The organism is Galbibacter sp. BG1 (assembly GCF_013391805.1).
Classification (GTDB): Bacteria; Bacteroidota; Bacteroidia; order Flavobacteriales; family Flavobacteriaceae; genus Galbibacter.
The window spans coordinates 2,260,779-2,274,004 of record NZ_CP058364.1 but is presented as its reverse complement, the minus strand read 5'-3'; the positions used below and the strand labels follow the sequence as shown (position 1 = coordinate 2,274,004).

The 13,226-nt window shown below is 37.4% G+C and carries 12 protein-coding genes; 4 read left to right on the top strand and 8 right to left on the bottom strand.

The window, feature by feature from the left end; translation table 11 throughout:
• The first annotated feature begins 61 nt into the window (after positions 1 to 61).
• The 3 genes from HX109_RS10040 to HX109_RS10030 all read left to right on the top strand — a co-directional run bounded on the left by HX109_RS10040 (position 62) and on the right by HX109_RS10030 (position 4,242).
• A complete protein-coding gene (locus HX109_RS10040) occupies positions 62 to 2,383 on the top strand; it encodes a M1 family metallopeptidase (RefSeq protein WP_178951594.1) in 2,322 nt (773 codons plus the stop codon).
• A 256-nt stretch (positions 2,384 to 2,639) separates the two neighbouring features.
• Positions 2,640 to 3,461, top strand: a complete 822-nt coding sequence (gene map, locus HX109_RS10035; RefSeq protein ID WP_178951592.1) for a type I methionyl aminopeptidase — start codon at positions 2,640 to 2,642, stop codon at positions 3,459 to 3,461.
• A 7-nt stretch (positions 3,462 to 3,468) separates the two neighbouring features.
• Complete coding sequence (locus tag HX109_RS10030; RefSeq protein ID WP_178951591.1) at positions 3,469 to 4,242, top strand: class I SAM-dependent methyltransferase; 774 nt, start codon at positions 3,469 to 3,471, stop codon at positions 4,240 to 4,242.
• A 6-nt stretch (positions 4,243 to 4,248) separates the two neighbouring features.
• On the opposite strand, the gene HX109_RS10025 is transcribed toward HX109_RS10030, so the two are convergent.
• The 8 genes from HX109_RS10025 to HX109_RS09990 all read right to left on the bottom strand — a co-directional run bounded on the left by HX109_RS10025 (position 4,249) and on the right by HX109_RS09990 (position 11,802).
• Entirely contained in the window at positions 4,249 to 5,292 is a 1,044-nt protein-coding gene (locus HX109_RS10025; RefSeq protein WP_178951589.1) for an FAD:protein FMN transferase, read from the bottom strand.
• On the bottom strand, positions 5,273 to 5,632 hold the full coding sequence (locus HX109_RS10020; protein ID WP_178951587.1) for a Na(+)-translocating NADH-quinone reductase subunit F: 360 nt from the start codon (positions 5,630 to 5,632) through the stop codon (positions 5,273 to 5,275). Before HX109_RS10020 ends, HX109_RS10025 begins: the two co-directional genes overlap by 20 nt.
• 244 nt (positions 5,633 to 5,876) lie before the next feature.
• Positions 5,877 to 7,169, bottom strand: coding sequence for an NADH:ubiquinone reductase (Na(+)-transporting) subunit F (gene nqrF / locus HX109_RS10015; protein WP_178951585.1), 1,293 nt, complete (start codon positions 7,167 to 7,169; stop codon positions 5,877 to 5,879).
• A gap of 20 nt (positions 7,170 to 7,189) precedes the next feature.
• Positions 7,190 to 7,804, bottom strand: coding sequence for an NADH:ubiquinone reductase (Na(+)-transporting) subunit E (gene nqrE, locus HX109_RS10010; protein ID WP_178951583.1), 615 nt, complete (start codon positions 7,802 to 7,804; stop codon positions 7,190 to 7,192).
• A gap of 29 nt (positions 7,805 to 7,833) precedes the next feature.
• The gene (locus HX109_RS10005) at positions 7,834 to 8,556 is read right to left on the bottom strand and encodes an NADH:ubiquinone reductase (Na(+)-transporting) subunit D (RefSeq protein WP_178951581.1); all 723 of its coding nucleotides are present in this window, start codon (positions 8,554 to 8,556) and stop codon (positions 7,834 to 7,836) included.
• A gap of 6 nt (positions 8,557 to 8,562) precedes the next feature.
• On the bottom strand, positions 8,563 to 9,285 hold the full coding sequence (locus tag HX109_RS10000) for a Na(+)-translocating NADH-quinone reductase subunit C (protein ID WP_178951579.1): 723 nt from the start codon (positions 9,283 to 9,285) through the stop codon (positions 8,563 to 8,565).
• Positions 9,286 to 9,287: 2 nt separating this feature from the next.
• A complete protein-coding gene (locus HX109_RS09995) occupies positions 9,288 to 10,445 on the bottom strand; it encodes an NADH:ubiquinone reductase (Na(+)-transporting) subunit B (protein WP_178951577.1) in 1,158 nt (385 codons plus the stop codon).
• A gap of 13 nt (positions 10,446 to 10,458) precedes the next feature.
• Complete coding sequence (locus tag HX109_RS09990) at positions 10,459 to 11,802, bottom strand: Na(+)-translocating NADH-quinone reductase subunit A (RefSeq protein ID WP_178951575.1); 1,344 nt, start codon at positions 11,800 to 11,802, stop codon at positions 10,459 to 10,461.
• 157 nt (positions 11,803 to 11,959) lie between these two features.
• On the opposite strand from HX109_RS09990, the gene HX109_RS09985 reads away from it, so the two are divergent.
• The gene (locus tag HX109_RS09985) at positions 11,960 to 13,216 is read left to right on the top strand and encodes a DUF5103 domain-containing protein (protein WP_178951573.1); all 1,257 of its coding nucleotides are present in this window, start codon (positions 11,960 to 11,962) and stop codon (positions 13,214 to 13,216) included.
• The last annotated feature ends 10 nt before the right edge of the window (positions 13,217 to 13,226 follow it).

Below are 13,226 nucleotides of genomic sequence, written 5' to 3'. Positions count from 1 at the left end.
TTGAACCTATAAAAAATACAAATTATTTATTTTTCAACCCTAATTCATTTCTAAACATAATATGCGCAAATTAAAGTACCTATTAGCAGCTTGCTGCTTTTTGTCCATTAGCGCCATTTTCGCCCAAGAAGAGGGTGGCGGCAAAGGCAAAGAGAGAAAACAGCAAGGTCACACAAACATTAATAAATTTAGACAAATGTACGAGGAGTTCGCTACTCCCAATATGTACAGAACAGGATCTGGAGCTCCCGGGCCGGCTTACTATCAGCAACAAGCGGATTATAAAATGGACATCGAATTAAACGATGATACCCAGAAACTTTATGGGGTAGAAACCATTACTTACACCAATAATTCTCCTGATAAATTGGAGTTCCTATGGGTGCAGCTAGATCAAAATGTAAGAGCTAATGACTCTAAGTCTCCATTAAGAGATGGACAAGGAGTCCCTCCAGCAGAAGAAACCGCAAATTTTGCCAGCAAATACTACAAAGCGCCATTCGATGGTGGTTTTAATATTCAGCATGTAAAAGACACCAAAGGCAAAAATCTCCCTTATACCATCAATCAAACCATGATGCGTATAGATCTATCGGAACCTTTGCAGCCTGGAGATAAGTATTCTTTCGAAATAAAATGGTGGTACAACGTAAATAATCATTTAGTAGACCGTGCCCGTAGTGGATACGAGGAATTCCCTGACGGAAATAAAAACTATGTTATTGCTCAGTTTTTCCCACGTATGGCCGTTTATAATGACGTAGAGGGTTGGCAGAACCATCAATTCTGGGGAAGCGGCGAATTTGCTCTTCCTTTTGGAAATTATGAGGTAAACATAACAGTTCCTTCAGACCACGTTTTAGATGGTACAGGGGTACTTCAAAATCCTAAAGAAGTACTTACAGATAAAATGTTTAAGCGCTACGAGAATTCAAAAAAATCTTTTAACAAACCTGTTTTTATAGTTACTGAAGAGGAGGCCGCTCAAAATGAAAAAGGACACTCAACAGATCAAAAAACGTGGAAATTAAAAGCAGAAAACGTTCGGGATTTTGCGTTTACTACTTCTAGAAAATACATCTGGGAGCAACAAGCCGTTAAAATGAGCAATGGAAAAACAGTGATGGCTGTTTCCATTTATCCAAAAGAAGGAAACCCTCTTTGGGAAGAATATTCCACAAAAGCTGTGGTACAAACTTTAAAGACCTATTCTAAGCATACGTTTGCTTACCCTTATCCAAAAGCAATTTCAGTACATGCCAAAAATCAAGGTATGGAATACCCAATGATTTGTTGGAACTACGGCCGTCCAAACGAAGATGGAACGTATAGCGATCGTGTAAAATATGGAATGATTAGTGTAATTATTCATGAAGTTGGACATAATTATTTCCCAATGATCGTAAATTCTGATGAGCGTCAATGGGGATGGATGGACGAAGGTATTAATACGTTCTGCCAATATTTAACCGAGCAAGAATTTGCCAAGACATATCCTGAAGCAGTTGGCCCCGATGGAAAATATCCATCGCGAAGAGGAGAACCTTCAAAAATAACCGATTACATGAAAGGGGATCAAGATTACATCGCCCCTATCATGTCCAATCCAGAAAACGTGTATCAACTAGGTGCAAATGCCTATGGAAAACCGGCAACCGCATTAAATATTTTACGGGAAACGGTAATGGGGCCAGAATTATTCGATTACGCCTTCCAAACATACGCCCAAAGATGGATGTTTAAACACCCAACTCCAGAAGATTTCTTTAGAACCATGGAAGATGCTTCAGCAGTAGATTTGGATTGGTTTTGGAGAGGATGGTTTTACACCACAGATTACGTAGACATAGGAGTTGAAGGTGTTAAGAAATATCATGTTTCTTCCACTCCGAATGAAAAGGTGAAGGAAATTTTGGAGCAGAGGGGAATGGCGGAATCAGAATTACCGGACCTTGTTTATTTAGTGGCTGAAGATAGCGACGATTATAAAAATGAGGTTTCCAAAAAATCTGAAGAAGAAAACTTTAAGTCCCTCAACGAATACCTTATGGATAATTTTACTCCCGATGAAAGAAGTAAAATGAAAACTCCGAAGTATTTTTATGAGGTTACATTTACCAAGCCAGGTGGAATCCCAATGCCTTTAATTGTAGAATACAGCTATGCCGATGGAACTACCGAAATGATTAGATATCCAGTAGAGATCTGGAGAAAAAATGACAAAGAGGTAAAAAGGGTTATGGCTACCGATAAAGAAATTACAGGAATTGTGGTAGACCCAAAAGCCGAAACGGCAGATGTGGATACCGATAATAATTCTTGGCCAGAACAAAAAGGAGAATCTGATTTTGATAAATTCAAAAAGAAAGTTCAGAAAAACTAAACTCTTTAGAAAATTCAATAAAAAAGGATTATTTCAGTACATGAGATAGTCCTTTTTTAGTTTCTATTCATCCTTATAATTTTTTATTTGGTACATTTCCCTCATTTGAAACTAAAAATGCCGAACCTTCCGTTTTATTGGTTTTAAAACAAACTGAAAGCATTAAGAACTACAAAACAAAAAATAATACTTATTTTTGCATCTTATTATGCGATTAACGTTTCAAAAGATAGTTTCAAGTTTAAAAATACGCAAGATGATCCAAATAAAGACACTCGAGGAAATTGAAATCATGAGAGAAAGCGCGCTTATAGTTTCTAAGACCTTAGGAATGTTGGCCACCGAGTTAAAGCCGGGTGTAACTACCAAATATTTAGATAAAATTGCAGAAGAATACATTCGCGAACAAGGAGCCGAGCCTGGTTTTTTAGGCTTATACGGTTGTCCTTCTACCCTACTTACCAGCACCAACGAAGCCGTTGTTCACGGCCTTCCAACAGATACCCCGCTTAAAGAAGGAGATATAGTGTCTATTGATTGTGGTGCTTTAAAAAATGGATTCTACGGAGATCATGCCTATACTTTTGAAATCGGGGAAGTAGAACCAGAAACCAAGAAGCTTTTAGAAATTACCAAAGAATCTTTGTATATAGGAATTCGTGAATTTAAAAAAGGAAACCGAGTTGGGGATGTAGGCTTTGCCATTCAGGATTTTTGCGAAAAGAATGGATACGGAGTTGTACGCGAATTGGTAGGACATGGTTTAGGAAAAAAAATGCACGAAGACCCAGAGATGCCAAACTACGGTAAACGTGGGCGTGGTAAAAAGTTCTTAGATGGTATGGTGGTTGCTATAGAGCCTATGATAAACTTGGGGACACACCGCATAAAACAACTTAAGGACGGCTGGACCATTGTAACTGCAGATGGCAAACCAAGCGCTCATTTCGAACATGATGTAGCTCTAATCGACGGGAAACCGGAAATTCTTTCTACCTTTAAATACATTTATGATGCTTTGGGAATAGAAAGCAATGAAGAAGACGAGTTTAAAAATCACCTAATAGCAAACAGCTAAACTTAAGTTGAAAAAGCTTTTTAAATTTATTTTAAACACCGTTCCCAGACCCTTGCTTATTAAATTAAGCTACTGGATAAGACCTATCATTGTTACCATTTACAAAGGAGATACTTACACTGATCCCATTGACGGAAAAAGTTTTAAATCTTTTTTGCCCTACGGATACGGTACACAGCGAAATAATGTATTGGCACCAGGAACTCTTTCATTAGAACGCCATAGATTGCTTTGGTTGTATTTACAAAACGAAACAACCTTTTTTAGCGACCCAATTAAATTACTCCATTTTGCACCGGAACAAGCATTTTTTAAGCGTTTTAAAAAGCTTAAGAACATTGATTACACGACCACAGACCTAGAATCTCCTTTGGCAGATGTAAAAGCGGATATATGCAACCTTCCTTTTGAAGACAATGCATACGATGTAATTTTATGCAACCATGTGCTGGAACATATTAAAGACGATAAAAAAGCGATGGAAGAGTTATATCGGGTTATGAAGCCCGGTGGCTGGGGTATATTTCAAATTCCGCAAGATATCCATAGAAATGAAACTTTTGAAGATGACAGTATAACCGACCGACAAAAAAGAGCCGAAATCTTTGGCCAATACGATCATGTAAGGGTATATGGCCTGGATTACTTCGATCGGCTTAGAAAAGTAGGGTTTAAAGTGGATGAAGTGACTTATCAAACAAAATTAACTTCCGAAGAAATTAAAAAATACTCTTTAAACCCTAATGAAATCTTACCTGTTTGCCATAAACCAGCACAATAGATTCATCTAATCCAAAAGAAGCTCCTGAAAACCACTGGTTTTGTATTCCACAAGATCTCCATCTTTATCAGCACTAATAATGTATGCATCGATAGAAGGAGTAGATTTTAATAATTCCTTAGCTTTATCCAAAGGCATTACCATAAGTGCAGTGGCATAAGCATCGGCCACCATACATGTTTTAGCAACAACCGAGACACTTAGAACGTTACTTTTTTGTGGATACCCCGTAAGCGGATTGATAATATGAACGTAATGTTCCCCTGTCTTTTTGTCAATTCTAAACTTGCGGTAATTTCCACTGGTCGCCATGGCCTTATCTTCCAACTTCACTTTGGCAATTAACACACGCTGTTCATTGTCTTGAATTGGACTATCAATAGCAACCACCCAATTTTTTACTTTACTGGTATTTTTACTATTTCCTCTAGTTAAGATTTCCCCTCCAACTTCAATGAGGTAATTTTCAACCCCATTTCTATCAAACATGCGCCCTATTAAATCAATCGTATAGCCCTTGGCCAAAGCATTAAAGTCTAGGTAAATGTTCTTTTTTTCCTTGATAACCCTATTATCTGAAGACATAAATACCTTATCGAAACCAGTAAATTCTAATAAGCTGTCCACTTCTTCGCTTTTCATATCATTTATGGCCATCTCTGGACCGAAGCCCCAAGCGTTTGCCAAAGCTCCAATGGTCGGATCGAAAAAACCATTGGTTTTACGCCAAATCTCTTTAGCTGTGGTATAAACCTCCCTAAAGTATTTATCGACTACAATGGTGGAATCGCCGCGGTTAATGGCAGAAATATCAGAAGTTGGCAAATAGGTAGACATAGAAGCGTTTACACTATCAAAGACAGCTTCAATTTGTTTTTTAAGGTTAACTGAATCGTTTTTTACCTCGTATTTTATGCTATAGGTGGTACCCAAGGCATATCCTTGTTCTGTTTTGTAATTAGCATCCTCATCCGTGGTAGAGCAGCCAGTAGAAAGCACAATTAGGAAAAGACAAAATGTAAAAAATTGATTAAATTTCTGTAATACCATTATAATTGATTATATATTTTTCCCCTTTTTTGAGCGGTGCTTCATAATTTTTTGCATTTGCTATTCCTACCCCAGCAAAATAAGTTCGTGCCTTAAATTTTAAAGCATGTTCCTTCATGGTTTCCATAAAGGTAACATTATATTTCTGAGGATTTTCAGGATAAAGAATTGCCTTTACAACGACGAAGTGAAGCTTTTTATTTTTTAGACATACAAACTGTGGGTCTTTCTTGAGCTGACTATTTACAGACATAAATTCGAAACCTTGTTTCTCCAGATCCTTGCCAACTACGTTCATGGCTAAGTTATGTAATTCTTGTTCTGTAAATTCGTGCGACATATATTAAGTCTTCAATATTGCAATACTAGAATAGCTTCTTAATCTTCGAACAAAAGTACGTAAATCTTTCTGATCCTATTTTATTTATTCTGAAGCATCCATTTCAAAAACAAAACAATATAGTTTTTTATAGCGTTAAATATAAATACATGTATTTGAGGACAAGACAACATTTAAAAACAAAAAGACCATTTAGTTCAACTAAATGGTCTTTTTTATATCTATAAAAATTTATTTCTAACTTTTATCCTCCAAAGTCGTCGAAACGTACGTTTTCTGGTGGAACACCAAAATCGTCACACATTTTTTCAACCGCTTTGTTCATCAATGGAGGTCCGCAGAAGTAGAACTCTATATCCTCCGGAGCATCATGATGATTCAAGTAGTTATCAATAACAACTTGGTGAACAAACCCTACAAAACCATCTCCTTCAGCATCTAAGCTATCTTTAACTTTCCAGTTATCTTCTTCCAAAGGTTCAGAAAGGGCAATATAAAACTTAAAGTTAGGGAATTCTCTTTCCAATTCTCTAAAGTGCTCCATATAGAAAAGCTCTCTTTTAGAACGCCCACCATACCAATAAGTAACTTTTCTTCCCGTTTTTAGGGTTTTGAAAAGGTGATACAAATGCGAACGCATTGGCGCCATTCCAGCTCCCCCTCCAACGTATAGCATTTCTGCTTCACTGTGGTTTATAAAGAACTCTCCGTAAGGTCCAGAAATAACTACTTTATCACCAGGCTTTTTAGCAAAGATATAAGATGAAGCAATCCCCGGATTTACGTCCATCCATCCGTTTTTGTTGCGATCCCATGGTGGGGTAGCAATACGAACGTTCAACATAATATCCCTTCCTTCAGCAGGGTAAGAAGCCATAGAGTAGGCTCTTTCTACTGTTTCTGTATTTTTCATTACAAGCGGCCATAAGTTAAACTTATCCCATTCCAATTGAAATTTCTTAGGATCGTCGTGCTCCTCTGGGTGTGCTGTAATATCAACATCTTCGTACTTAATTTCGCACGGTGGAATTTCAATTTGAATATATCCTCCCGCTTGGTAATCCATATCTTCTGGAATACGCACTACAAACTCTTTAATAAAAGAAGCAACGTTCCAGTTACGAACCACTTCTGCTTCCCATTTTTTAATACCGAAAACCTCTTCAGGTACTTCGATAACCATATCTTGTTTTACTTTCACCTGACAACCAAGACGCCAACCTTCTGCTATTTCCTTACGGGTGAAGTGTGGCTCTTCTGTAGGGAGTATTTGCCCTCCTCCTTCTTCTACGATACATTTACACTGTATACAAGTTCCACCGCCACCACAGGCAGATGGCAAGAATATTTTATTATTCCCTAAGGTAGAAAGCAATGTTCCACCAGAAGAAACTTCTACATCTTTCTCTCCGTTAATTTTTAAGGTAACAGGACCCGAAGGAACAAGTTTCGCTTTCGCTGCCAATAAAATTACCACCAATAAAAATATAAGTGCTAAAAATACTACTAAACTTGCTATGATTACTGAATAATCCATATGCTTTTAACTGATAAGATTTATAATTTAATTCCCATAAAACTCATGAAACCAAGCGCCATAAGTCCCGTTATGATAAAAGTGATTCCAAGTCCGCGCAATGGAGCGGGAACATTTGAATAAGTAATTTTCTCTCTAATGGCTGCTATGGCAAGAATGGCCAAGAACCAACCAACACCAGATCCCAATCCATAAACGGCAGCTTCTGATACACCTCCGAAGTCTTTTTGTTGCATAAATAAAGATCCCCCAAGAATCGCACAGTTTACAGCAATTAGCGGCAAAAAGATACCAAGAGCTCCGTAAAGTGCAGGAGCAAATTTTTCTACAATCATTTCCACCAATTGTACCATAGATGCAATAACCGCAATAAACATGATAAAGCTTAAGAAGCTAAGGTCAATGTTTGCGTACTCTGGACTCAACCAAGTTAAAGCACCAGGTTTTAACAAATAATTATCCAGTAAAAAGTTTATTGGCACTGTAATGGCCAAAACGAATATAACCGCAGCTCCTAAACCAACAGCCGTTTTTACTGTTTTGGATACAGCCAGATAAGAACACATCCCTAAGAAATAGGCAAAAATCATGTTCTCAATAAAAATACTTCTTACAAAAAGGTTTACGTATTCCATTTTTTAATGTTTTTTGAAAAGCGTGTTGCTTAATTTTTTTCGATTAGTTCTCTATTTCTTGAACGCTGCACCCATATAATTACACCCACAACCAATAAGGCAGCTGGCGACAATAACATAAGTCCGTTATTTTCGTACCCCATAGCATAAAGTCCTGTAGACTCTGCAACAGTAGCTCCTTTATGCCCAAGAACTTCGAAACCTAATAACTTACCAGAACCTAAAAGTTCACGGAAAAAAGCAACAATGATAAGTATTAAACCATAACCAGCTGCGTTCCCAATTCCATCTAAGAAAGATTTCCATGGACCGTTACCCAAAGCGAAAGCTTCCAAACGTCCCATCACAATACAGTTGGTAATAATAAGCCCTACGAAAACCGAAAGTTCTTTACTCACATCGTAAGCGAAAGCTTTTAATACCTCGTTCACCAAAATTACTAAGGCTGCCACTACCACCAATTGAACGATGATACGAATACGGTTTGGGATTAAGTTTCTAATTAGCGAAACAATTACGTTACTACACGCCATTACCACCATTACAGCAATAGCCATCACTATAGAAGGTTTCAATTGCACTGTAATTGCAAGCGCAGAACATATCCCTAATACTTGTACTGTAATTGGGTTATTATCATTTAAAGGATCTGATAATAATTTTCTGTTCTTTTTAGATAAAAGCGGCTCTTTTTCTTCAGCAACAAAAAGCACCACTGGTGATTTTTCTTTTTTGTTTTTTGTATCAGCCATTATAATTTAGTTTAAAGCGACGTTAACATTCTGTTTCTTTAGGTATGGAAGATAGTATTTCAATCTTTTTGAAATCATATCTGTAACACCATCACCAGTAATTGTAGCTCCAGAAATTGCATCTACAGCATTATCGTCTTTATCATTTCCTCCGGAATATCCTTTTACCACAGAAACCCCTACAAAATTCCCAGAGTCATCGTAAATCTTTTCGTCTTCAAAACGTTGCTGAAACCAAGCTTGTGTAATTTCGGCTCCTAAACCAGGTGTTTCCCCTTTATGATCGAAAACTGCTCCTTTAACCGTATTGATATCATCTTTAAGGGAGATATATCCCCAGATTGCATCCCAAAGTCCAGATCCACGAAGCGGAATTACATAATATTTTTTCCCTTCAACATCTGCAATATAAAGCGGAAAGCTCTGCTCATCATCAGATTTCTTCAATTCTTTAGCAAGATCGATCTCAAATGCACTTACATCTGGTTTAACCTCTCCATTTTTATCTAATGCAACCTCTTCTTTAATATACTTATTATAGGTATCCTGTGCTTCTTCTTTGGAAGCTTCTACCCCTATAGTAGCCAGAATATTTTGCATTTTCTCAATTCTTACATTCTTTGCTTGAATAGGTTGCAAAGACGTAGCAGCAAAAGCCAATGCTGAAGCTACCACAACAACCATAATTGCAGCAAATATAAATGTATATGCGTTACTATCTCTGTTCATAATTATGCTGATTTTACCGCTACGGTAGATAAACGTTTCTTTCTTCTTTTTACACTAGATTGAATCACGTAGTGATCGATTGTTGGTGCAAAAACATTCATTAAAAGAATGGCCAACATAACACCTTCTGGATATGCCGGATTGAACACACGAATCATTATACTGAAGATTCCGATTAAGATTCCGTAGATCCATTTTCCTTTAAGCGTTTGCGCTGCCGACACAGGGTCGGTTGCCATAAAAACAAGTCCGAATGCAAATCCACCTACAATTAATTGTTGGTACCATGGAAAAGCCATTAATTCGTTGGCGCTCCAAAGATTGAATAAAAATCCCATAAAAGCAGCCCCAATGGCACCTCCTAAAATAATTCTCCAGCTACCTACACCAGTTAAGATAAGAACAGCAGCTCCTACCAAAATCAGTAAAGTAGACGTTTCTGCAATAGACCCTGGTATAGCCCCAGAGAACATCGACCAAGAATTGTAAGCCACATCTTTACCAGCAGCAAGGGTTCCTAAAATAGTTTCCCCAGAAATAGCATCTACATTCGAAGCTTCTGAAACCCATACTTTGTTACCCGACATAAATGTTGGATATGCAAAGAAAGCAAAAGCCCGAGCTGTAAGCGCTGGGTTTAAAATATTCATTCCTGTACCACCAAAAGCTTCTTTCCCGATTAAAACGGCAAAAGCTACCGATACTGCAACCATCCAAAGTGGCATATCTACGGGCATGATCATCGGGATTAAAAGTCCGGTTACCAAATAACCTTCATTCACCTCATGACCCCTATAAATAGCAAATACAAACTCAATCCCAAGTCCTACTGCATAGGAAACCACCACCATTGGAATGATTTTCCAAGCTCCGTGAGCAAAAGCATCCCAAAAAGTAAATGCTTCCCCAAGCTGAGAAAAATGTTGGTATCCTGCATTGTAAATTCCGTAGAATAACGCGGGAAGTAACGCCAACACAACGGTAATCATTGTTCTTTTTAAATCTACTGCATCTCGAATGTGTGCTCCTTCTTTTGTTGTATGATTTGGCACATACAAAAAGGTATCGAATGCATTAATTGCAGGAGCAAATTTCTCCCACTTCTCACCTTTATTAAAAGGCTTTTTTAGTTGATCTAACTTTTTTCTTAAAGCGTCCATATCTTAGGTTTTATTAACCAACTTCTTTTATCATCACATCCAAAGCTTCTCGTATAATAGCTTGCGCTTCCAACTTCGATGTGTTTACATAATCTACCAATGCAAAATCTTCGGGGGCTACTTCGTAAATCCCTAAATTCTCCATCTTCTCTATATTAGATGCCATACATTCTTTTAACAACTGCATTGGATAAATATCCATAGGCATTACTTTTTCCATCTCTCCAGTTACTACCAAAGCACGCTCTTCTCCATTTAAATTGGTATCTACTTTATACCTTTTATTTGGAAACAACCAAGAAAGTGAAGTACGGGACATACTTGGTATGTTGTTGTCTTTAAAAGGCAACCAACCAAACATTCTATAATCATTACCTTCTGGAATTAAAGAGATAGTGTTGTGGTAAAAACCAACATAACCATCGTTAGCCACTTTGTCCCCTGTAAGAACATCGCCACTAATAATCCTAACATTCGCTGGCAACTGCCCTAATATATCTTTTACATTAGATCCTATTTTAAACCTGTAGTACTGCGCTTTTGGTGCTTCTGTACCCACTACGGCAACTGTACGTGTAAGATCGAGCTTCCCGGTTTTAAAGAAAGAACCGATAATTGCAACATCTTCCGGGTTTACAACCCACACACGCTCCCCAGAATTGATAGGGTCGATATGATGGATTTGCACCCCTACATTTCCTGCCGGATGCGGCCCAGATACTTTGTGCAACTGAAATCCTTTTACATCATTAAAGAAAGAAGCTGAACTTTTATCTACTGAAAGATGCGTTTTTCCTTCAGTTAGTTTCGAAATTGCATCGATACCCAACTGAAATTCTTCCTTTCTTTTCCCAAGTAAAAATTCAACATCTGCTGCCAGTGGCGCAGTTGCAAGTCCAGAAATAAAGATTGCTTTTGGCGCATCTTCAGGATTGGCTACTATATCGTAAGGGCGCTGCTTTATAAAAGGCCAGCATCCGCTTTCCAGCAAATGTTGCTTTACCTCATCTGCAGACATAGCACCTACATCTTTTTTACCAAATTCTTTGTAAGTATCGGCTGAATCAGCTTCAATAACAACTTCTAAAATTCTTCGCTTGGCACCTCGCCTTATCTCTTTTAAAGTACCACTCACTGGTGAAGCAAACTTCACTTGATCGCTGTACTTTGAATAAAAAATAATATCTCCGGCTTTTACAGACTCACCTTCCTTGATTGTCATTTTAGGTGTTACCCCATGAAAATCGGTAGGCTTAATAGCGAAGTTTTTAGATCTTGGCGCATCAGAAACTAGTTTTTCTGCTTCACCTTTTAGCTTAATATCTAAGCCTTTTCTAATCTTAATGTCGTTTGACATGCTATCTATCTAATGAAATTAGTTAACTCAAAAATTCGTGCAAATTTAATAATTAAAAAAGAGTTCACACAATAAAAACCTATATTTTTAAATACAATTCCCGTCTTACACAGCCGTTGTGTATTTTGATTATCTTTAGCGCAAATTTTTTTGATAAATGAAACTAAACTACAAGGTTTTCGCTGTCGTTTTTTTTATTGGGAATCTCTGTTTTTCGCAAATTCAGAAAGAGATAAATCCTCCTGAAAATATTAAATCGGTAGTATTTAAATCTTCCAATGAAGGAGATCAATTTCCCATCGTCCGAAGAGGCGAAAAATTCACCCTTACCTTCGACGATCTGTATGCCGATGAAAAAGATTATTACTACAGCATTGAACACTGTAATTACGACTGGACACCTTCCATACTTTTAAAATCCCAATTTTTACAGGGCATCGACGATCAGCGTATCATAACATACGAAAATTCCCTTGCCACTATTCAACCATACACCAACTACACTTTAACCCTACCCAACCAGCAGACCAACTTTAGAGTTACAGGAAACTATATTTTAAAAATTACCGACAACGCTGGCAAAGTCATTTTTTCCCGAAGATTCATAATTTACAAAGATGCCGTTTCTGTAGGCATCACCCCAAAAACCTCGAGGGATTTTAATAACATTAGCAAGATGCAGCGATTGGAATTTGTAATCAATGCACCCGATTATGAACTTGTAAACCCCCAGCAGGAAGTCAAGGTTGCCATTATGCAAAACAGCAATTTCGACAGAATGATTATGGGAATAAAACCCCAATTTATATCTGGAAGGCAACTTATTTATAAATACAATAAAGAAACGTCTTTTGAGGGTGGGAACGAATATTTTTGGTTTGACACCAAAGAAATAAGGGTTTCAAACAATAGCGTAGCAAGGGTAAATCTTACTAACAGATACAACCATTACCTATTCACCAACCGAATTAGAAAAAATGATGAATACACTTATAATCCAGATATTAATGGGGATTTTTACATTCGTACCATCGACGGAACCGATCAAAACCCGAATCGGGAAGCAGATTATTCATTTATAAGATTTAGTTTGGAATACGACAATACCATTGGTCTCGATAAAATATATGTCTACGGAAAATTTAACAATTATGCTTTAACGGAAGAGAATTTACTGAAGCTCAATTCAAAAACAAAAACTTTAGATGCGGCCATTCTTTTAAAACAAGGTTTTTATAATTATAAATTTGTGAAGCTTAGAGAAGATGGCACTATCGACCTAAATTTTATTAGCGGGAGCCATTGGGAGACGGAAAATAACTACACTATCCTAGTTTATTACCGGGAATTTGGCGAAAATTACGATAGCGTCATTGGTGTGGGAAGTACATCTTCGGTAAACATTTCCAACTAAGCGACCAACT